We start from the raw sequence: 21665 nt of genomic DNA, 5'->3' as shown, positions 1-21665 counted from the left end.
GTTGTTGCCTTTCCCTTTCCGCTTGAGCCTCGGCTTCCCGTTGTTGCCTTTCCCTTTCCGCCTGAGCTTGGGCTTCCCGTTGTTGACGTTCCCTCTCCGCTTGAGCTTGGGCTTCCCGTTGTTGCCTTTCCCTCTCCGCCTGAGCCTGTCTTTCCTGTTCCTCTTTTTTCTGACGAGCAAGACGATCAAACTCTGAACCTGCCACGGTAAAGTTAATAGTTACCTGTAAAAAAGCATTATCACTACTGGGGGCAGAAAACCTCATCTTTTGGGCGGCCAATAGGGCTTGTCTATTCAGTTCTGAATTACTGTGTCCACTGACGATACTTGCCCCCTTTACGTTCCCACTACCATCAAGATTAACTCGAACGGTGGTTTGCCCTTCTACTCCTTGCAATGCTGAAGGATAGGGGGGTTGACAATTGCTAATACATCGGACGCTTTCTGGGGTAGCACTCGGGGGGGCTTGGGGTGGTTGTGGTCTATTTTGGCTTGGAGAGGTAATGTCTCGGGGACGGGTGGCGGTGGGGGCGTTTGCTCCGCTGTTGTTACTGTTTTGATTATTGCGACTTAGGCTATTTCTCAGGCTATTGAGGTTATCTCCCCCATCACTGTTATTGGTGACGGCGTTGGGGGTGGTGGTATTGTCACGGCTAATTCTACCGCTAGATATTTCTTGATTACTACTAATAGATCTGGTGGGTACGCTATTATTATTGTTTATTTGTCTTGAGGGCGATCTTAGAGAGTTACGCAAACTACTATTATTCTGGCTACTACTGTTTTCTAAAGGTTGTACTGCCGTTGGGGAAGTGTTTCTGGCAAGACTATTATTACTAACTATTTCTTGGGTGGGTCTGGATGGTACAAAATTACTATTTTCAGAACTGCTCTGACGGGTAGGAGCATTAAATCGAGGTCTAGTGGGGTTCGACTCCGTCAAAACAGGGGTAGGATTATTTGCCAAAGTAGTAGGAGTTTCCACCACTTCTGGGGTACTTTCTTGGGGTTGAGCATCCACAGGGGTAGTAGGTGAAGCGACTATGGGGGTTGGTTGAACAGGAGTAGTTTCTGGCTGTGGTGCTGGGGGAGGAGTAGGATTATTATTTCTCTGGGTATTTTGGGTGGGAGGAGTTTGTGGTGAAACAGTCTGAGGGGGAGTAGGATTACTATTTGTTGAAGTATTCTGGGTTGGAGGAGTGGGATTAAACTGCTCTGGTTCTGATTGTTGCTGTTCTGGTTGAGTGTTCGGTTCTTCTTGAACTAAGATTAATTCGATGGGTTTTTGTTCTTCTTTGGTAATGGGATTGGGTTGATTCGCAACTATGATCAACAACACTCCATGAAAAGCGATGGAGCTAACTATGCCAAAGGTAACTATTTTTTTAGTTTTTTCTGCTTCTTTTTGTCTTTGCTCTAGGCACACAGAAGAGTAGGTCATGGTAATTGATTTTTTTTGCAAATTAATTGCAGTTAAAAGAGTTTTTCGCCACGGTTATGATCTTAAATTAATTAATAATCTTTTGCAACTATTATGAAAAAAATAAAATTCAACTTTCTCTAGTCCTTCCCATGACAAGGGGTTTTAACCCCCTGCCCGTCTAATTATTTAATTTTTGCTTTGGAGCTAAATTTAAGTTTTTGAACGATTAAAAGGTTATGTAATGCCACTAATCCGACAGTCCATAAAGCATTAACGTAAAATACCTGCCAAAGTACGGATACATTAAAACCGTGTAAATCTCCTAACACAACTCCCCCTAGCCAAATCATGGCTTGATAGGCGATGAAACCGATGACCAAGGTTAAACCGATAGCAGAGATATATTGACGGAAGTTTTTGCTTTGTCTGTCAAATTGAAACAAACCGAAGGCAGTGGCAAGTAGTCCGCCCAACAAGATGACAACACCCCAAGCGAAGGTACTAAAATCGAGGGGATAATCTCTCATGGTAAAACCAATGAATTGATTTACGAACCACATTAATAGGATGGTGGTAATGGCTTTGGATTTTGAGAGGTTAGTAGATGCGATCGCACCGAAGCCCACCAAAGGTAAAGCACAGGTAAAAACCACATTACTAAAACTACCTAAAGCAAGGAGAGCAAAAAACCAAGTACGGCTATTATTCACCGTCATTTGACAACTTGCCCAATTAATCTTGTCCGAATCATTAGGAAAACGAGAAACTGAAATAGTCATGGAAATACCTCATTAAATAAAATTTGTAACGGTAACCAAATCCCTAAGAAGGAATAGGGGGATAAAGATGATCAGTAATTTTTTCACCTCCGACAATATGCTTGTGAACAATATCTTTTGCCACCTCTGGGGAAACCCTTGTGTACCAAGTTTTGTCCCCAGAATAAAAGACCACCGGCCCCATTTTGCACACCTCCAAACAGCCCGAAGTTTTTACCTTAATATCAAGCCCTGCTTTTTCCACTTCCCCTTGCAAAGCATCAAAAATCGGTTGCCAATCGTAAAAAGGATTACAACGCCCCGAGCGACACACAGATAAATAGGGCTTTTTGAGAGGATTACAATCGTAGGGAATGGGTTTTTTACCCAAAACATAAATCTCCCGTAACTCATCATAAAGACTGAGTTTTGTTAAATTAGGCTTATGCTCAGGCAATAAATTCTCGTCTTCATCCACAAAAGGATTAGGCAGAAAAATATTCATCATCCTTTCCCCTGCCCCATTCCAAAACTGAATACCCCAACTACGGGGCTGATTTTTTTCATTGAAACGGCGATAAAAAGAAGCTCGACTAACCACCCTCTGCTGTCGTAATGACAAGGGCGTTTTTTCATCCGGGCCTCCTCCATGCTCCTCTAAACAAAGGTGTAAATGCCAAGCATCAGTCACTACCGTTAGATAACCGTCATAGATAACACATACCTTAGGGGGTTTGGTTAGTTCTAATTCTAAGACGCTACCTTCTACCACATGACCTACTTGGGTATCTTGCCAATGTTCTTGGAACAAGGTATATAGTAAACAACCAAGGGTATCCACATCACAGGGAATGTCTTCATATTCCATCATTCCCCCTGTCACTAGATTTTCTGTGGTTGATTTATTTAGAGGTTTAACCCAAGGATTAAATTCGCCCATAACTGTCTCCTAAAATGTTGCATTTACCCCGACTCGGAAATTTCTACCGAGGGCAGGAAAACCGGGGAATTGTTCATATTGTTGATCAAATATGTTATCTATCCCCCCTGTTAAGTTAACATTAGCAGAGAGAGGAATGCGGGTTTTAAAATCTACGGTGGTATATCCGGGTAAGGAGTCGGTGTTAGAGTTATTCGTAAAATAACTACCTAAACTCTTGAGGATAAGGGCTAGATAAATGTCTTTTTCGTAGGCGATACCAAGGTTAAAACTATTTGCTCCCCTAAATCCTAGCTCATTTCCTTCGATCGCACTGTTGTTGTCCCTGACAATACGAGCATCATTGAAGGTATAGTTAGCAAAGCCAAAAAAGTTGGGCGCTATCTGAACATTTAAGTCCGCTTCTAGCCCTGTGGTTTTTATTTCGCCGATGTTGGTGTAGGTGCTAGGGTTGCCAAACTCGAAGTTAATCAGGTTATCGATACGGTTACTAAAGAAAGTTAATCGTAATAACCCCCTATTTCCCAATTGTTGATCGATGCCAATATCAAAACTATTACCCCTTTCTGGTTTTAGTTCAGGATTCCCAACAATCTGAAATGAGCCTAAACCTTCTAGGTTAAGAATTTGAGGTGCTCGAAAACTTCTACCATAGTTTGCCCTGACGGTGGTGGTGGGGGTGACGTGGTATCTTGCCCCGATGCTAGGGGAGGTAAAAGAGCCATTAACAAGGCTGTTAAAGTCCTGTCTTAGTCCTAGATTGAGGTTAAATTCGGGGGTAAAATCAACGTTATAACTGGCAAACAGGGCTTGTTGGCTAATACTGCCATCATAGTTGAGGGTAGTAAGACCTCCTCCAATGGTGTTATTATCTGCTCGAGTATTACGAAAATCGTAACCATAGGTAATGTTTTGATTGGGGGTTAGTTGCCAGTTGTGCTGAACTTGTAACCCTAATGCTCGGCTGTTAATCTCATCTTTCCCCGGAGAGAAACCCCCTGGGTTTTCAAATTCGTAGTCGAGGAAATCTCCAAAAATTCTGGTGGTGAGTAGGGAATCATCTCCTTTTCCTAGTTTTGACTCTAGGGTCAAATTCATCAAAAATTCGTTGGTATTTTGCCGAGCAAGGGGGCTAAGACTGTTAAATGCTCCTGATGTGCCGGGGATGGGGATGCCTCCCGGTACTCCCAAATCTTTGTTGAGATAAAGGGCGTTGAAGGTGAGTTTATTGCGATCGCCCAGATTCCCTGCTAGTTGTAAATTGAAGTTATTATAAAGTACATCGGCGTTTTCTCTTTGAGATTCAACCCCGATGCGATCGATACGAAAAGGAAAGTTATTATCAGATTGGATTCTGGTATATCCTACCGCCCAACTAATACCATCGGTTTCTCCACGGCTATGGATAGCTTGTTCATTAGAGCCAAAACTACCCACACTTGCTCGCACACTAACTTCAGGGGTTTCTCCTGTACCCTGACGACTAACAATATTTATCACCCCCCCAAGGGCATCGGAACCGTAAAGGGTAGAGCTTCCCCCCGGTAGCACTTCAATCCGTTCAATGTTGTCGGTGGTGAAGCTGGATAAATCAAAACCCCCAAAACGACCAATATCATTAATAGGTCGCCCATCCAATAAAATCAAGACTTGGGAGGTACTAGCACCCCTAATAATTTGGGTACTCTGGGCCCCTAGTTGCCCCCCTGTGGTGCCATCGCTGAGGATACCGGGTAAGTGTCTGAGAGCTTCTTGGACGGTTCTTGCCCCTTGGGCTTCTATCTGTTGTCTATCAATGACATATACGGGGCGACTAGAATCCCTAACGGTGGCTTCCCTTCTGAAAGGAGCAAATACGGGTTGATTAAGAATTTTATCGGTAATAAAGATAAAAATTTCCTGCTCTTCTTCGGGAGTTAGGGTGTTTTCTACCTCTTGCTCTTCTTCTTCCGACTGAGTTAAATTATTTTCTATTTCTGGCTCTTCTTCTAGTTGAGCCGACACGGGCATAGCATAGCCAAACAAAGCATTTACCACTAACAAAGGCAATGCCCAACCAAGACCTTTGCCACGCAAAAGCCACCAATATTTATTCTTCATCCATACCTCGCAGATGATATTTTTATTTTCTTAGATGTGAACGAACTTTGGCGGGCATCCTGACTAAAAGACTAAACTTGTCTTATTACAGTTGCGGGACAGCGCTGGATTTTCACCAGTCTTTCCCCGTTTCCTCTAATGGCTGATCCCCATTAGAACCAAAACTTACATATCAACCTAATAACTTATCCCACTGGGGAATTTTTGTCAAATTAGCTCCTTGAATGTTTATTGCTAAATCTTGGATATAAGTTGATTATTTTGTTATATTATATTTTTGGAGTTTATTAGTAACTATTATCAATTAGAGCGTTAATTAAATGTTTCCTGACAATGTTTTAAATATAGGGGGGGTAGTAACCATACCTCTGTTGATTTTTTCCTTGATTACGGTGGCTCTGATGGTGGAGCGGTTTTGGTTTTGGACTAGGATTAAGTCAAGGGAAAAGCCTTTGATTCGGGATGTGTTGAAAATTTATCGCTCTGATTGTGTAACTGCGATCGCCCGTTTGCGTAAAAATATTGATCTGCCCATGGCAAGAATCTTTTTAGAAGCCTTAGAATTGGAAGGAGCAGATTCCACGGAGTTTCGCCTTGCCCTCGAAACCGCAACTCAGGCAGAATTACCCTTATTAAAAAGATTTAATACTTTTTTTCAAACAGTTATTACCGTTGCCCCCCTATTAGGATTATTGGGTACTATCTTGGGTTTAATCGAATCCTTTGCATCCCTTGACTTGGGCAATGCGGGGGGTACTGATACCGCCGGGGTGACAGGAGGGATTAGTGAAGCCTTGGTTTCCACGGTAATGGGATTGGTGGTGGCAATTTCCACGTTAATTTTTGCCAATATTTTCCGTTCTCTTTATCTACGCCAAATTGCCTTAATCCAAGAATATGGCGGACAATTAGAGCTTTTATACCGTCGTTTATACGAAAAAAAAGGAATATACGAAAAAGGAGAAAAACCCTATGCGAATACCTGAAGAAAATGAGGTACAAGGAGAAATTAATATTGTGCCGATGATTGACGCTATTTTTTCTATTTTGGCGTTTTTTATCATCTCCAGTTTATCTCTCATTCGTTCCCAAGGATTACCCGTAAATCTACCCTCCGCCCAAACATCCCAGGCGAATCAACAGGAGGAAATCAATATCACTATCCAAGAAGACGGTAGAGCTTTTCTGGATGGACAACCCATTGATATACCAACCATTGCCACGGAAGTGCGGGGTTTAATTCCTGAAAATCAACAAGCCATGGTCATTATCAACGCTGATGAGAAAGTATCCCATGGTATCGTGGTATCGGTAATGGATCAACTTAGACAGGTACAAGGGGCGACCTTGGCGATCGCCACTAAATCCCCTCAATAAATAGGGCAAGATCATTAAATAATCCTTAATTGTCCTTGGTTTCAGCCCCACTTGCTAAAGAAGGGTAAAAATAGGGTAATGAAGTAATAGACAACGGGGGCGGTGAATATATAGCTATCCGTACGATCTAGGATACCACCATGACCCGGAATTAGTTCCCCTGAGTCTTTTACCCCTGCATCTCTTTTCATCATGGATTCCATTAAGTCACCCAAAAGACTGACAACACCGATAAGAAGTCCTAAAATAATCCCTGTGAGAATCCAATGCGCCCAATGTAAAAACCATGCCCCGGAGATGCCCACTAAAATACTCCCCGTGACTCCGAAAAGACTTCCTTCCACGGTTTTTTTAGGACTGATGGGGGATAGTTTGGTTTTCCCGAAGTTTTTCCCGATAAGGTAGGCTCCAATGTCCGCAGCCCAGATACAAGCCATGGCGATGAAGGTAATTTTAAGGGCATCGGGAAAGCTGTCAAAGTCCATGGGATTGAGGGGAAAGTAACCATCGAGGGGAAGGTTATGTATGTTGGGGATGGTGTGAATATAACTAGAGTTTTCCCCTAGGCTAACCCGCAGACGAATCCAGTAACTAGGAAGGTACCCCGCATAAAAGAGTCCTAAAATTGAGGTGGAGATGTCGGCAATGGTGGCAAGTTTTGGTTGAAAGAGGAGATAAAAACAAATTAGTCCCCCTGCTAAGGCGAAGACGGCATCTGTTAAACTAGGAACAACGGTGGCGGTGATGATGAGTAGTTGAGAAACTATCAGAGTTGTTTTTACGGCGGGTTCGATACCTTTTGCTTTTACTAGCTTAAAGTATTCTAATTGTGCTAAAAATACCAGTACACCAAAGGCTATGGTGAAGTACCATCCACCGACAATAATCATGATAAGAGCAAGGGGAATCCCAATTATTGTACTGATAGTTCTAGCGTAGGGCATTTTTAAAGACTGTTTATAAAAATTAATATTTTAGAATCAATCTTTTATTCTAGCCTAAAAAAAATATAACAGGTCACATCTTAAAGTATTATGACAATTAATCTATCTTTAGATTGGGTTAATGATTTTGTCAAAATAACTCAATTAGCCCGTCAAAGTGCGATCGGTAAACACTTACCGAATCATCTTTATGTTCATATTTCGGCTCTACAATCCCTCGATATTACATTACAAGCATACGAAAAAAAGGCGAGGGAAATAATTAAGAATATAGATGATTTTACTTTAGTTAAATTTAATCTTCAAGAACCAAAAATTTCTTATCTTTTTTATCCTGATTTTGATATAAATCCTCACCCTGCTATCGAGAAAAGTATTTTAGTTAATCTTCAAGAAAAAAATAGCAAAATATATAGTTATTCTTCTTCAGAAAATCCCGCTATTTTACATCGAAAAGAAACTTTTATTACTAAAAACTATCCCCACTATAAAAAATTTGCAGATTTAACTACGGTAGAAGAAAAATTAGGATTATTAGACAATTCAAAATACATCGGTACTAAAAAAGAATGGCAAAATCTTTTAAGAGATCATAATCTGTCATTTATTGATCATCAATTAGTTTGTTTTTTAAATAAAACAGAAGAAGATTTATATAAAGTTGACCGTCATCGAGCGGCAATGGTGAGAAATAGACTTTCTCGCCCTGTGAGGCTAGCCCTTGAAGCTGGTTTATTTTTACCTGAATATACTTTTTTTGATTATGGTTGTGGTCACGGAAAAGATGTAGAGGTGATGACAAAGGAAGGTTTTGAGAGTGCGGGGTGGGATCCTTATTATCAACCACATAATGAGTTAAAATCAGCGGATGTGGTTAACCTTGGTTATATTATCAATGTCATTGAAAATTTGCAAGAAAGACGACAATCTTTAGTGAAGGCTTGGGAGTTAACAAAGGAAGTTTTGATTGTTTCGGCTCAAGTTTTAGTGGATGATCGTCAGCGGGGTTTTATGGCTTATGCTGATGGTATTATCACCGAACGTAATACTTTTCAGAAATATTATGAGCAAGAAGAATTAAAGATTTATATTGAACAAATATTAAAAACGGAAGCAATTCCCGCTGGTTTGGGGGTTTATTTTGTTTTTCGAGATTCTACTAAAGGTAATAGTTTTCGAGCGTCTCGTTTTCATTCTAAGGTGCGATCGCCCCGGGTTTTATCACCCCTGAAAAAATTTGCTGATTACCAAGAATTATTACAACCCCTCATGGAATTTTACGCTCAAAGGGGTAGATTACCCGTAAAAGGGGAAATTGTTCAAGAAGAAGCTATAAAGGCTGAATTTAGCTCATTTAAACGGGCTTTTAGAGTGATTTTACAGGTAACCAAGGAAGACGAATGGGAGGCGATCGCCGATCAACGCAGACAAGACATCTTACTATACTTAGCCCTAAGTAGATTTGAAAAAAGACCAACCATCAGACAACTATCCGCCCCCCTAAAAGAAGATATAAAAGCCCTATTTGGTAACTATCAAGCCGCCTGTTTTTTAGCCGATGAAATGCTAATTAGCCTAAGAAACTTAGACATCATCAAACAAATTTGTCAACAAAATTGTCCCGTTGGAAAAGTATTTGAAAAAAGTTTCCTAGTACATATCAACGAACTTAACACCTTGCCTACCCTCCTAAGACTCTTTGAAGGTTGTGCCAGTCGTACCATCGGCAGAATGGAAGGAGCAACTCTTATTAGATTTTATTTTAACTTACCCCAAATTGGTTACTTAAATGTTCCCGATTTTGACACCGAAAAAGAACCATTAGTACAAGCAACCATGACCATCAACCTCAGCGACTTGAGAGTTCGTTATCAAAAATTTCCCCCCAACCAAGCACCCAGAATCAAAGACAAAGAAAAACTAATTAATAAAGCATAATAATGCTAGGTTTTTTGTCAAATATTTAACAACAGTAAAAATAAATACATCTATTATTTAACAAGAGATTTAAGCCCCCTACCTTGAAAATGTTCATAAAATCACATTTAGGGATAAAATTTTAACTAAATCTTAACCACCATAAAAACAAATATGAAAAACAATAAAATAAAACTATTTTTAACCCTCGCCATCACCCTAAATTGGTTTACCGTTGGCTGTGGAATTTTCGGCACCACCGAAACCCCCGTAGATAATGGACAAACCCCCTCTCAACCCCCCACATCCCAAGAAGGTGGCTTAAGACTAGGTTCCCTTTTTCCCACCACAGGAGATTTAGCTTCCATCGGTCAAAATATGCCCATCGCCGCCCGACTAGCCGTAGATACCATTAACGCTTGTGGAGGGGTAAATGGTGAGCCTGTAACCCTCATCAATGAAGACGATCAAACCGATCCCGCCGCAGGTAGTGCCGCCATGACAAAACTAGCCGAAGTAGATCGAGTTCATGCCGTAGTGGGTTCTTTTGCCAGTAGTGTTTCCACCGCCGCCCTCGATGTAGCCGTAAGAAATCGGGTAATGATGATTTCCCCCGGAAGCACTAGCCCCGTATTTACTGAAAGGGCAGAAAATGGAGAGTTCGAGGGGTTCTGGGCGCGTACCGCTCCCCCCGATACTTACCAAGCCCAAGCCTTGGCTGCCCTTGCCAGACAGCGAGGATTTAGTAATGTTTCTACGGTGGTCATTAATAATGATTATGGAGTTGGATTTGAAAGACAGTTTAACGACTCTTTCACCGACTTAGGAGGAAATGTGCTTAATAAAGATAGGGGAGTAAGATATGACCCTAGAGCCACAACCCTTGACTCAGAAGCAGCGGCAGCCTTTGCCAATAACCCCGATGCGGTAGCTGCCATTTTATACGCAGAAACAGGTAGTTTATTACTCCAATCCGCCTTTCAACAGGGCTTAACCGATGGTGTTACCATTCTTTTAACCGATGGTGTCTATTCTGAAGACTTTACCCAACAAGTTGGCACAAGGGCAGATGGTACTTCTATTATTGCCGGGGCTTTGGGAACTGTACCGGGTGCTGATGGTCAAGCCCTAGATAGTTTGAGGGCTCTTTGGCAAGAAAATATTGGTACGGAATTAACCGCCTTTGTACCCCATACTTGGGATGCTACGGTGTTGTTAATGTTGGCGGCAGAAGCTGGGGGAAGTAATAGTGGTGAAGTCATCAGAGACAACCTTTTAGAGGTTGCTGGGGGTGATGGTATAGAGGTTACTGATCCCTGTGAGGCTATGGAATTAATTCGCAACGGAGAGACTATTAACTATCAGGGTGCTAGTGGTAATGTTGATATTGATGAAAATGGTGATGTGGTTGGAGTTTATGATGTTTGGCAGGTAAATTCTGATGGTAGCCTTGAGGTAGTTGATAAAATTGAACCCATTATTAACTAGATAGAATATCTATTTTTTGATTATCAGGCAGGGGGTTTAAACCCCTTGTTGGGGAAAAGGGAAAAGCCACAAACAGGAAGTAAATATATATTAGGCTTCTATTTCTGATTGTTTTGTCGATAGACCTCGAAGGTAATATAATTACAACGTTATGGGAATTTAAAAATTAATTTTTGAAATGTTTATAGCTATTATTTCTTTGAAGGGTGGGGTAGGCAAAACAACAACGGCTATCCATTTAGCAACTTATTTACAGGAACACGATCGCACTTTACTCATTGATGCAGATCGTAACCGTTCGGCGCTAGTATGGGCAAGGGATGAAAAATTACCTTTCACAGTGGCTTCTCAGGCTGGTTCAGCACCTTTGGTGGGAAAGTTTAAGCACATTATTACGGATATGAAGGCTCGTCCTGAAATTGATGATTTAAAGGAATTAGCCCAGGGTAGTGACTTGATTATTTTGCCCACAACTCCCAATCATCTTGATTTAGATGCTACGGTGAAGGCGGTGGATATATTGAAGGATTTAGGAACTAATTATAAAATTTTGTTAACTAAGGTTGATTCTCGTACGGTTAATGGTAGAAATGCGAGAAAGTTTTTGGAAGATAATCAATTACCTAGTTTTAAGACTGAAATTCCTTTACTTGTGGCTTTTGAAAAGGCTTCTCAACATGGTTTGACGGTAAAAGATTACGGTGATTTTCGTGCTAAACAAGCATGGAAAAATTATCAAGCTGTGGGTAAGGAGGTTTTGGGGAAGTGATGAATAATGGATAATGGATAATTGAGAATGGATAATTAAAGTTTATTCAGATCTTTTTTCCGATTCTTAGTTGTTTTAAAAAATTATTTGGTCATAAATTACTCATTGCTCAATGGTTTAATATTAAAGGCTAATTGTCAACTATTTGTATGACTTTTATTATTACCTATAGCTACACTGACTCAATTATCGATGATGTTCCAGAATCTTTTTTATGGGGGCTAGAAATTGATAAAAATTATCAAGATATTGATAGTCGAAAAGTTCTAAATCAATTATTTAATGATTGTCAAAATAATAGTCCTAATTATCTTTTAATTCGTAGTTTGCATGAATTTGGAGATAGTTTTGCTCAAATATTAAGGGCGATCGCCCTTATCGAATCCTTAAATATCGAAATAATTGCCATAGATCAACCCTATAATTCTAGTAAATTCAAAACAATTGATAGTCCTAATCAAGCAGAACAATTGCATCATATTTGGCAGCAAATAGAAAAAATAATTTATCAAAGAAAACTAAGAAAAGGTCACGGAAAAAATAGACTAAAAAACCTTCCCCCTCCAGGTAGAAGCCCCTACGGTTATCAAAAAGGAAAAGAAGGATATATCATTAATCGCAGTAGCGCCCCCATTGTCAAAGATTTTTTTGAATACTACCTCCGATACGCTTCCCTTAGAGATAGTGTTCGATATTTAGAAGAAAAATATAATAAAAAAATTTCCCATTCCACCGCCCTACAATGGTTAAAAAATCCTGTTTATCGAGGAGATTTAGCCTATAAAAATAACTGTATAATTTCCAATACTCATACCCCCATCATTTCTCGAGAAGAAGCCTCCCAAATTGACCGTTTATTAAAAAGCCATAGTCGTATTTCTTCCCGCAGTGCCAGTTCTCCCCATTGTCTTTCAGGTTTAGTCAAGTGTAAAATCTGTAATTCCTCTTGCAAAATTACCAGCGTCAGTCAAAGAAGAAAAAAAGCAAAATATTTATACATTACCCCTGTTAATTGCTCTCAAATAAAATCCTGTCCTTCTTGGAATTATCAACAAGTTTTAGAAAAATCTATTAATATAATTTGCTCTGATTTACCCGTTATTGTTAATAAAATAAATGCTCCTAAAATAAACTCTATCATTGAACAAATCAAAAGCGTAATAAAAGAAAAGAAAAATATAATTAGTAGCCTAAACTCATTAGTAGCAGAGAATATCTTAGATGAGCAAACAGCCAAAATCAGGGGATTAAAAATAGAAAATGAGATCTCAGAATTAAACAGTCAAATTAATAGCTTACCTCCCAATGATCTCAAAGAAATGATTGATAATTTATCCTTAAAACAGTTTTGGTATGACCTTTCAGAACAAGAAAAAAGATTTTACCTTCGAGAGTTTATCAAGCAAATTTATATCATTCCTAACCCCATAAACTCTAAAGAATATCAGATTAAATTAGACTTTATTTTTCAACAATAAAAAAGGGTGTACCGTAGTACACCCAAAAATTAAATTAAATTGGTATTGGATTACATCATGCCGGGCATTCCCATGCCACCCATGCCACCCATACCGCCCATATCGGGAGCAGGGGCTTCAGGGGCAGGTCTTTCAACCACTAATGCTTCGGTGGTTAATACCATTCCAGCAATGGAGGCAGCATTTTGCAAAGAAGAGCGAACTACTTTGGCAGGGTCAACAATTCCAGCGGCGATGAGGTCTTCATATACCCCAGTGAGGGCATTGTAACCAATATTAGAAGCGGATTCTCTTACCTTTTCTACTACCACAGAGCCTTCTACCCCTGCATTGGTGGCGATTTGGCGTAAGGGTGCTTCTAGGGCTTTGATGACAATTTCTGCACCTACTTTTTCCTCTGCATCGGTTAAAGTATCTTTGAAGGCGGAGATTTTACTTGCCATGTGGATAAGGGTTGAACCGCCCCCAGGTACGATACCTTCTTCTACCGCCGCTTTAGTAGCATTGAGAGCATCTTCGATGCGTAATTTACGCTCTTTAAGGTCGGTTTCGGTGGCAGCACCTACTTTGATAACAGCGACACCACCCGCTAATTTGGCGATACGCTCTTGTAATTTTTCTGCGTCATACTCGGAGTCAGTTTCTTCGAGTTGTTTACGGATTTGAGCAACTCTTTTTTGTACGTCAGCGGTGTTACCGGAGTCGGCAACAATGGTGGTGTTGTCTTTTTCGATGGAAATTTTACGGGCTTTGCCTAGTTCGTCTAGTTTGACGGTATCTAAACTTAAACCGATGTCTTCAGAAATTACTCTACCCCCTGTGAGGATGGCAATATCTTCTAACATGGCTTTACGGCGATCGCCAAAACTAGGAGCTTTGATAGCTGCTACATTTAACACACCTCTGGCTTTATTTACTACGAGGGTGGCAAGGGCTTCCCCTTCGATGTCTTCGGCGATGATTAATAGAGGAGCGCCTGCGCGAGCAACTTCTTCTAATACGGGGACGAGATCGGCGATCGCATTTATTTTTTTATCAGTAACTAAGACTAAAGCATTTTCAAGCTCAACGATTTGCTTTTCTTGGTCAGTGATAAAGTAGGGGGACATATAACCCCTGTCTAGTTGCATCCCTTCTACTACTTCTAATTCAGTAGCTAAAGACTTGGATTCTTCTACGGTGATAACCCCATCCTTAGTTACCTTATCCATGGCATGGGCAATCATATCACCAATTTCTTGGTCATTACCCGCAGACACGGAAGCCACTTGGGCAATGACATCACCCTGTACAGGTTGTGCCATGTCAGAAATTTCTTTAACGGCAATGGCGATCGCCTTATCGATACCACGACGTAAAGCCACGGGATTAGCCCCTGCGGTAACATTTTTTAATCCTTCATGGATCATAGCCTGAGCGATAACCGTAGCGGTGGTAGTACCATCTCCAGCCACATCATTAGTTTTGGAAGCAACTTCTCTAACTAATCTTGCTCCAGCATTTTGTAAAGGGTTTTCTAATTCAACCTCTTTGGCAACGGAGATACCATCTTTAACAATTTCAGGAGCTCCAAACTTTCTTTCTAATAATACATTTCTACCTTTAGGGCCCAAAGTTACTTTAACTGCATTAGCTAAAGCGTTAACGCCTTCTTCCAAGGCTCTTCTTGACTCTTCTCTAAAAGATACAATTTTAGACATAAATAATAATTCTCATAGGGATATATTTTTTCTCCATAAATAAATTTAGCACTCTTCTGGTCTGAGTGCTAATACGGTTATCTGCACCTTTTTCAAATCTTGTTATTTTCTATGGTTATCGGGGAAAGTCGAGATGCCCCAGTAAACGAGAAATCATATCTCAAATCAGCAACGCCATTTTTGACAATAACCCATGGCTTATCGAGTTGTCTTAACCTTCTCCATGTTAACCTGTTCCCTTAACCAGTCAATTTCCTTCCCAATTTCTGATTTATAACGCTCTAAAGCCCTTGCCTGAAAAGAATCATCATAGACTATCTGTAAATCTTCATCGTCCAACTTTAACTGACAAACCTTTAAGCGATGCTCCATTAATTCCAATCTTTGACTAGGTTTTAAATAACTAAAAAAGCAAAACTTAATCATAAAACGAGAACGGGCATTAACCCAACTTTCGTGGGGATGTTCCAACATTTTCTCCAACCATTTCGCTTTTCCGACAGAAGTAATACTATAAATTTTACGATTATTATGATCATCTTCCTGCTCCTCAATTAATCCCCTATCCAACAACCGTTTTAGTAAAGGATAAATAGCTCCATAATTAACACTGATACAACCACTCATAAACAACTCCATCTGTTTTTTGAGCAAATAACCATGTAACGGCTCTTTTTGTAATAAACCAAGGGTAGCCAACTCTAACATATTTCTTTTTTTTTACTTTTTTATATCAGATTGATATATTTTATTGATATAATGGGAACTTAATAAAACTTTACCATCAACATCAATTAATCTGTACCAAATATGATTAATCCTAATTCTGCTCCTAGTGAAACATCCAATGTTGACGAAAAAGAAGTAGATGCCATTACCCCCAACCCCGATGAGTCAAAGAAAAAATTATCTCCCTGGTGGATAGTGGGTACAGTGGCTATCCTCGCTATTCTCGGAGGTGGCGGAATGTTACTTTTTAATAATGGCAACGAAAATAACCCCGCAGGAGGAGCAATGGCAGGGCAACCCCAAGCCTCCCCCGTAAGTCTAAGTACCTTAGAAGCGGAAATAGTCCAAGATACTACTACCATTGTCGGAAGGCTAGATGCCCCTAGGGCTGTCACCGCTAGGTCAGAAATTAATGGCAGAATTAGGAGTATTTTGGTAACAGAAGGACAAGCAGTTACCGCAGGGCAGTTAATTGCAACGGTGGAAAGTGAGCAACTAGAAGCGGAATTGAGGGAAGCCCAAGCCCAACTAGAAAGCGCCCGTTCCCGTCTAGCTCAACTCAGGGCAGGGAGTCGTCCCGAAGAGATAGCCCAAGCCCAAGCACGGTTAGAAAGTGCGATCGCCCGTAGAAACAACGCCAGAGAAGGTTCCCGTCCCCAAGAAATAGCAGAAACAAGAGCAGAATTAGACTCCGCCCGAGCAGAATTAGAACTAGCCCAAGAAAGAACCAGAAGATATAAAATACTATTTGAAGAAGGGGCAATTTCTCAGGATGAATACCAAGAATTTGTCAAAATAGAACGTCAAGCCTCCTCCGCCGTTACCCAAGCCCAAAGACGTTTAGACGGTCAAACTAGGGGTAGAACCTCCGATTTAACAGAACTTAACGCCAACGTAGAAGAAGCTAGGCAAAACCTACAACTTGTCAGAAATGGCACAAGGACAGAAGAAATAGACCAAGCCCAAGCAGAAGTATCCCAAGCCACCGCTAGGGTAAACCGAGTGGAAGTGCAACTAGAAAAAGCTCAAATTACCGCCCCCTTTACAGGCATCGTAGGTAATATTCCCGTAAGAGTAGGAGACTTTATTACCTCTGGGGAAGAATTAACCACCATCACCGAAAACGATGTCCTAGAAGCAAACTTTTCCCTACCCCTAGAACAAACCGAAAGACTAAGACTAGGTTTACCCGTAGAAATTCTCGATAATCAAGGGGAAATTCTTACCACAGGAGAAATCAGTTTTATCTCCCCCGATGTAAATCCCTCCACCCAATTAGTTCTCACCAAAGCCACCCTCAATCAAAGTAGAGGAAGTTTATTTAATCAAACCTCCGTAAGAGCTAGAATTATCTGGGAAGAAAGTTTAGGGATTCTCGTGCCATCCTCCGCTATTTCAAGAATGGGAGGAAATAACTTTGTTTTTGTCGCTAAAAGTGCAGAAAATGGGGAAGGGGATGAACCCTCATTAGTTGCCGAACAACGCCCCATAGAATTGGGTAGTTTACAGGGCAACAGTTATCAAGTATTAAATGGTTTAGAAGAAGGAGAGCAGATAGTTAGTGCGGGAATTTTAAACATTCGAGATGGCGCCCCCATCATGCCCCTACCCCCTCAGCAAAATGGAGAGATGAACAGATAAGACCGAGATATTAAATAGTCCATTATCCCAAGTTTTAATTATTCATTATTCATTATCCATTAAGAAAAGATGTTCGTTGATTTTTTTATTCGCAGACCAGTATTTTCCACCGTTTGTGCCTTTATCATCCTTTTGATTGGAAGTATCAGTATTGTCACTCTACCTATTGCTCGTTTTCCAGAAATAGCACCCACTCAAATCCAAGTAATCGCTAATTATCCCGGGGCTGATGCGGAAGTGGTAGAAAATACCGTTACTAATATTCTCGAAAGGCAAATTAATGGTGTAGAAGGGTTAAAATATATATCCTCTAGTAGTACCAGCACAGGAACAAGCAGTATTACCGCCACCTTTGATGCTTCACGGGATAAAGATTTGGCCGCCGTTGATGTGCAGAATCAAATTTCAGTGGTAGAAGGGCAGTTACCCGATGTGGTACAACGCACGGGGGTAAGGGTAAGCCAACAGTCTAACAATATTTTGATGGGTTTTGGTCTGTTTAGTGAAAATGGACAGTATGACAATGACTTTTTAAGTAACTATGCGGAAAGATTTTTAGTAGATGCCCTCAAAAGGATTGATGGGGTTTCCGATGCAACGGTATTTGGCGAAAGACGTTATGCCATGCGTTTATGGGTTGATCCCAATCGCCTTAGTAGCCGTGGTTTAACCACAATGGATGTGGAAAATGCCCTGCGGGAACAAAATGTTCAGGTGGGGGTTGGTGCTGTGGGTGCTGAACCTGCGGTGGAGGGGCAGGAAGTACAGATTTCCTTACGGGCAGTGAGTCAGTTGACTGAGCCAGAGGAGTTTGAGGATATAATTCTTCGTACCGATGAGCAAACGGGGTCTTTGATTCGTTTTCGAGATGTGGGTAGGGTTGAGTTAGGGGCGCAGGATTATAATTCTTTTGTGCGTTTTCGAGGGGTAGAAGCGGTGGGGATTGGGGTATATCAGTTACCCGGTTCTAATGCCCTTGAGGTGGCGGAAAATGTAAAAACCCAGATGGCGGAGTTGGCACAACAGTTTCCCGATGGTATTAATGTTCAATTGGCTTTTGATACGACGGGTTTTATTGAGGAGTCTTTGAATGAGGTTATTGTCACTCTATTGATGGCAGTGGGGTTGGTAATTCTCATTATTTTGGTATTTTTGCAAGATTGGCGTACCACTTTAATTCCTTCTCTAACTATTCCTCTTTCTTTGGTGGGTACTTTTGCTTTTGTGAGGGCGTTTGATTTTTCGATTAATAGTCTCACTCTTTTTGGCTTAACTCTGGCGACAGGGTTGGTGGTGGATGATGCCATTGTGGTGGTAGAACAAATTTACCGTTATATTCAGGATCGGGATATGGAATCCCATCAGGCGGCCAGTGAGTCGATGAAACAGTTGACGGGCGCTGTTATTGCGACTTCTTTGGTGTTGATGGCGGTGTTTATTCCTGTTACTTTTTTCCCGGGTACTACGGGGGCTTTATATCGAGAGTTTGCTTTAACCATTGCCTTTTCTATTGTTATTTCTACTTTTTTGGCTCTAACTTTAACTCCTTCCCTTTGTGCTTTGTTGCTGAAGAAAGGACAACATCCCCCTGCTTGGATTGAGCCGTTTTTTAATGGGTTTAATTCTATTTTAGATTGGTTAACCCTGAAATACGAAGGCTCTTTAAAATTTTTAGCTCGTTTTAAGTTGTTTGTGGTGGGAATTTTTGCGGTGTTAATTGCCGTTACTGGCTGGTTATATAATACTGTGCCGACGGCTTTTGTACCCCAAGAAGATCAAGGGTTTTTTATCACTATTATTCAAGCACCCCAAGGGGTTTCCCTTCAATATACTAGCGAGGTGATGCGCAAGGCGGAGGAGGAAATTTTGGCGATTCCTGATGTGTTGGGTACTTTTGCTATCGGTGGTTTTTCTTTTGGGGGTAGTTCTCCTAATCAGGGGGTTATTTTTACTCCCCTTAAGCCCTGGGGCGATCGCCCTAATCCAAATCAATCGGTTCAAGCCATTATAGGGCAACTGTTTCCCAAGTTTGCTATGATCCCTGAAGCAAGAATTATCCCCATTAATCCCCCCGCTATTCAAGGATTAGGAACTTTTGGTGGTTTTACCCTTAATTTACAAGATAGAAGGGTTAGTCCTGATTTGGAGTCCATGGTGGAGGTGATGGGACAATTTTTAGGGGCGGCTAACCAAGATGATGCTTTGGCTGGGGTGTTTACTCAGTTTGCGGCCAATAGTCCTCAATTAATTGTGGAGGTGAATCGGGAAAGGGCGAAGGTGTTGAATGTCAATATGGATGATGTGTTTAGCACCATGGCAACCATGATGGGTGGCTCTTATGTTAATGATTTCACCATGCAACAACGTTCTTACCGAGTTTATGTACAAGGAGATAAGGAGTTTAGGGCAAATCCTGAGAGTATGAAAAACTTTTTTGTGCGCTCTGGCAATGGTGAGATGATACCTCTCTCAAACCTTGTTACTCTTACTCCTACGGTGAGCGCCCAGACTATTAACCATTATAATTTATTCCGTTCTATCGAAATTAACGGCTCTCCTGCCCCCGGGTTTAGTTCGGGTAATGCCATTGAGGCGGTAGGTGCGATCGCATCTCAAGTATTACCCCAAGGCTTCGGCTACGAATGGACAGGGATTTCTTTGGAGGAAATCAGCGCAGGAAATGTGGCTATAATCATCTTCGGTTTAGGTATCGTTTTCGTCTTCCTCGTCTTGTCTGCCCAATATGAAAATTATATAGATCCCTTGATCATCATTCTAGCGGTACCCTTAGCTATATTAGGGGCATTACTTGCCCAAAGTTTGAGGGGTTTTAGTAATGATATTTATTGCCAAATCGGTTTAGTAATGTTGATCGGTTTAGCCAGTAAAAACTCCATCCTGATTGTGGAATTTGCTAACCAACTACGGGATGAAGGGATGTCCACCGTTAAAGCCGCCATCGAAGCATCAAAGCAAAGACTACGCCCCATCCTCATGACAGCCATTTCTACCCTCACAGGTATTTTTCCCCTCGTTATTGCCACAGGGGCGGGGGCTGGTAGTCGTCAATCCCTTGGTACAGCCGTATTTGGGGGAATGTTAGTCGCAACTTTCCTCAGCCTATTTGTGGTTCCTATTCTTTATATAGTAATTAAAATGGCGGTAGAGAAGGTGTTACCCAGAAAGCAACCAAGAGAACTGGCTTCCTAAATTTTGCAAACTTTAAATCATAAGGAAAAATGACTTCAGGTTCATCAGAGCAAATAATAATTGAGAATTGTTTCGGTATAGTCACTACCAAAACAGTTACTTACAAGATCGAAGAAAATTATACGCCTGTGGTTAAGAAAACTATTCCAATTAAACAAGTTGTTTCAGTTCAATGCTATACCGATAAGATGATATTTCCAGGTCTTTTCTCAATTATTTTAGGGTTAGTATTTTTAGAAAGTATTATTGGTATCATTCCTCTGATTTTTGGTATTTTTATGTTATGGGGTTTTCCAACCGTTAATGTCGTTACTACTAAACGAATAACAACTCATTCAAGTGGATGGCCTTGGCAAAGAAAAGAAGCACAAGCTTTTACAAATGCCTTACATAATCAACTATTTAAGGATTAATTTAATTGGTGTTATCAATGATTCCATAGCCTTTTATCAATAAAAAAAACTAATATACATAATCAGTAATAAAAAAAGTAATCTGTGAGGATAACCGAACCTGTAAAGCCCTATCTACCGTACTTTATTAGAAAAACAAATATATTCATTAGGACAACTGAGACTGAAATTATAATATTAAAAAAACTTATGTGTTAAAGGGATAAGAATTTCATTGCTAATGTGTAGAGCATAATTGACATTTATCCTTTAATATTCATAATAGGCTTACTAATATAGTAAGAAATAGCATTTGCAAACTATTTATTAAAGGAAACAAAACATGGCAACTTATAACGTTACCCTAGTAACTGAAGACGGCGAACAAACTATTGAAGTACCCGATGATGAGTATATCCTTGATGTAGCTGAAGAACAAGGTATTGACTTACCTTACTCCTGTCGTGCTGGTGCTTGTTCTACTTGTGCTGGTAAAATCGTTTCTGGTACTATCGATCAGTCTGATCAGTCTTTCTTAGATGATGATCAAATTGAAGCTGGATATGTTTTAACCTGTGTTGCTTATCCTACTTCTGATTGTAAAATCGAAACCCACAAAGAAGAAGATTTGTACTAGGTAATTTTTGAGTCGGGGAAGCAATTGATTGTCGTTTTTCGGGCAATTGATTGTTTCTTATTACTTGCAAACCCCCCAATAATATGGTAGGGGTATTTTTTTTTGCCTGTTAGAATGTCAGAAATAATAATTGTTTTCCATTTTACAGGAAAAAGTCGTTAG

General features: G+C 40.6%; 17 protein-coding genes and 1 riboswitch. Of the genes, 10 read left to right on the top strand and 7 right to left on the bottom strand.

Going from position 1 to position 21665, the window contains the following annotated elements:
* The 4 genes from ACXITR_RS08625 to ACXITR_RS08610 form a co-directional block, all read right to left on the bottom strand.
* Positions 1-1441: TonB family protein (locus ACXITR_RS08625; protein WP_457996819.1), on the bottom strand; the 1441-nt coding region annotated here is incomplete at its 3' end.
* Positions 1442-1605: 164 nt separating this feature from the next.
* On the bottom strand, positions 1606-2202 hold the full coding sequence (locus ACXITR_RS08620) for a hypothetical protein (RefSeq protein ID WP_457996818.1): 597 nt from the start codon (positions 2200-2202) through the stop codon (positions 1606-1608).
* Positions 2203-2245: 43 nt separating this feature from the next.
* Positions 2246-3121 carry a (2Fe-2S) ferredoxin domain-containing protein gene (locus ACXITR_RS08615; protein WP_457996817.1) on the bottom strand — a complete coding sequence of 292 codons (876 nt, stop codon included), beginning with the start codon at positions 3119-3121 and terminating at the stop codon, positions 2246-2248.
* A 9-nt stretch (positions 3122-3130) separates the two neighbouring features.
* The gene (locus tag ACXITR_RS08610) at positions 3131-5221 is read right to left on the bottom strand and encodes a TonB-dependent receptor plug domain-containing protein (RefSeq protein WP_457996816.1); all 2091 of its coding nucleotides are present in this window, start codon (positions 5219-5221) and stop codon (positions 3131-3133) included.
* Positions 5222-5253: 32 nt separating this feature from the next.
* A riboswitch (cobalamin riboswitch) is annotated at positions 5254-5399 on the bottom strand.
* Positions 5400-5541: 142 nt separating this feature from the next.
* On the opposite strand from ACXITR_RS08610, the gene ACXITR_RS08605 reads away from it, so the two are divergent.
* Both ACXITR_RS08605 and ACXITR_RS08600 read left to right on the top strand, forming a co-directional pair.
* A complete protein-coding gene (locus ACXITR_RS08605) occupies positions 5542-6207 on the top strand; it encodes a MotA/TolQ/ExbB proton channel family protein (RefSeq protein ID WP_457996815.1) in 666 nt (221 codons plus the stop codon).
* Entirely contained in the window at positions 6194-6598 is a 405-nt protein-coding gene (locus ACXITR_RS08600; RefSeq protein ID WP_457996814.1) for an ExbD/TolR family protein, read from the top strand. Before ACXITR_RS08605 ends, ACXITR_RS08600 begins: the two co-directional genes overlap by 14 nt.
* Positions 6599-6639: 41 nt before the next feature.
* Here ACXITR_RS08600 and ACXITR_RS08595 read toward each other — a convergent pair whose 3' ends face one another.
* A complete protein-coding gene (locus tag ACXITR_RS08595; RefSeq protein ID WP_457996813.1) occupies positions 6640-7542 on the bottom strand; it encodes a phosphatidate cytidylyltransferase in 903 nt (300 codons plus the stop codon).
* A gap of 90 nt (positions 7543-7632) precedes the next feature.
* On the opposite strand from ACXITR_RS08595, the gene ACXITR_RS08590 reads away from it, so the two are divergent.
* The 4 genes from ACXITR_RS08590 to ACXITR_RS08575 all read left to right on the top strand — a co-directional run bounded on the left by ACXITR_RS08590 (position 7633) and on the right by ACXITR_RS08575 (position 13194).
* Entirely contained in the window at positions 7633-9480 is a 1848-nt protein-coding gene (locus ACXITR_RS08590; protein WP_457996812.1) for a DNA phosphorothioation-associated putative methyltransferase, read from the top strand.
* 153 nt (positions 9481-9633) lie between these two features.
* Complete coding sequence (locus ACXITR_RS08585; RefSeq protein ID WP_457996811.1) at positions 9634-10947, top strand: ABC transporter substrate-binding protein; 1314 nt, start codon at positions 9634-9636, stop codon at positions 10945-10947.
* A 178-nt stretch (positions 10948-11125) separates the two neighbouring features.
* Positions 11126-11716, top strand: a complete 591-nt coding sequence (locus ACXITR_RS08580; RefSeq protein WP_457996810.1) for a nucleotide-binding protein — start codon at positions 11126-11128, stop codon at positions 11714-11716.
* Positions 11717-11865: 149 nt separating this feature from the next.
* Positions 11866-13194 carry a recombinase family protein gene (locus ACXITR_RS08575; RefSeq protein WP_457996809.1) on the top strand — a complete coding sequence of 443 codons (1329 nt, stop codon included), beginning with the start codon at positions 11866-11868 and terminating at the stop codon, positions 13192-13194.
* A gap of 50 nt (positions 13195-13244) precedes the next feature.
* Here ACXITR_RS08575 and groL read toward each other — a convergent pair whose 3' ends face one another.
* Positions 13245-14894 (bottom strand): chaperonin GroEL, encoded by a 1650-nt coding sequence (gene groL, locus ACXITR_RS08570; protein ID WP_457996808.1) that lies wholly within the window; start codon positions 14892-14894, stop codon positions 13245-13247.
* Between the two features lie 198 nt (positions 14895-15092).
* Entirely contained in the window at positions 15093-15602 is a 510-nt protein-coding gene (locus tag ACXITR_RS08565; protein WP_457996807.1) for a PadR family transcriptional regulator, read from the bottom strand.
* A 102-nt stretch (positions 15603-15704) separates the two neighbouring features.
* Between ACXITR_RS08565 and ACXITR_RS08560 the strand changes: the two genes are divergently transcribed.
* The 4 genes from ACXITR_RS08560 (at position 15705) to ACXITR_RS08545 (ending at position 21503) form a co-directional block, all read left to right on the top strand.
* A complete protein-coding gene (locus ACXITR_RS08560; RefSeq protein ID WP_457996806.1) occupies positions 15705-17264 on the top strand; it encodes an efflux RND transporter periplasmic adaptor subunit in 1560 nt (519 codons plus the stop codon).
* A gap of 69 nt (positions 17265-17333) precedes the next feature.
* Positions 17334-20474, top strand: a complete 3141-nt coding sequence (locus ACXITR_RS08555) for an efflux RND transporter permease subunit (RefSeq protein WP_457996805.1) — start codon at positions 17334-17336, stop codon at positions 20472-20474.
* A gap of 29 nt (positions 20475-20503) precedes the next feature.
* Complete coding sequence (locus ACXITR_RS08550; protein WP_457996804.1) at positions 20504-20887, top strand: hypothetical protein; 384 nt, start codon at positions 20504-20506, stop codon at positions 20885-20887.
* A 322-nt stretch (positions 20888-21209) separates the two neighbouring features.
* Positions 21210-21503, top strand: a complete 294-nt coding sequence (locus tag ACXITR_RS08545) for a ferredoxin (RefSeq protein WP_193801028.1) — start codon at positions 21210-21212, stop codon at positions 21501-21503.
* Positions 21504-21665: the final 162 nt, after the last annotated feature.

Source organism: Cyanobacterium sp. (assembly GCF_054166785.1).
The sequence above is the reverse complement of the archived record's forward strand: the minus strand, read 5'-3'. Positions and strand labels throughout refer to the sequence as shown.